This is a genomic window from Geobacillus sp. DSP4a (assembly GCF_013096875.1).
Classification (GTDB): domain Bacteria; phylum Bacillota; class Bacilli; order Bacillales; family Anoxybacillaceae; genus Geobacillus; species Geobacillus thermophilus.
The window spans coordinates 1-380 of the sequence record NZ_SDLD01000234.1; the positions used below are offsets into that span (position 1 = coordinate 1).

1 protein-coding gene is annotated in these 380 nt (G+C 39.7%); it reads right to left on the reverse strand.

From position 1 onward, the window contains the following. Positions 1–380: SLC13 family permease (locus ETC02_RS17150; RefSeq protein ID WP_253264193.1), on the reverse strand; the 380-nt coding region annotated here is incomplete at both ends.

Consider the following 380-nt stretch of genomic DNA (forward strand, 5'->3'; position numbering starts at 1 on the left):
GAATAAAGGCTGAACAGCAGATCAGGGTAGTGGTCGTTCCATCCCCATTTAGAGAAACGGTGGCCGCAACGACAGCAGTTGCCATCAAAACTTTCATCGGATCGCCTTTTGCGAAATAGATCATTTTTTTGGTAATCGGATCAAATAATCCAGCGTCCAGCATGATCGAGAAGTATAGTATCGCAAACAGCAACATAATCCCCGTATTAGAAGTTGTTTTGATTCCTTCTAGAACAAAATCCCCGATGTTTCCCTCTTTGGATACTCCTGACACCATTGCAACTAAGGTAAAAATCAAAGGAATGACTACCAAAGAAGTGAATGGAGACATTTTCTTTTTCATGATTACAAACATAAAGACAATAATCATGGCATAAGAT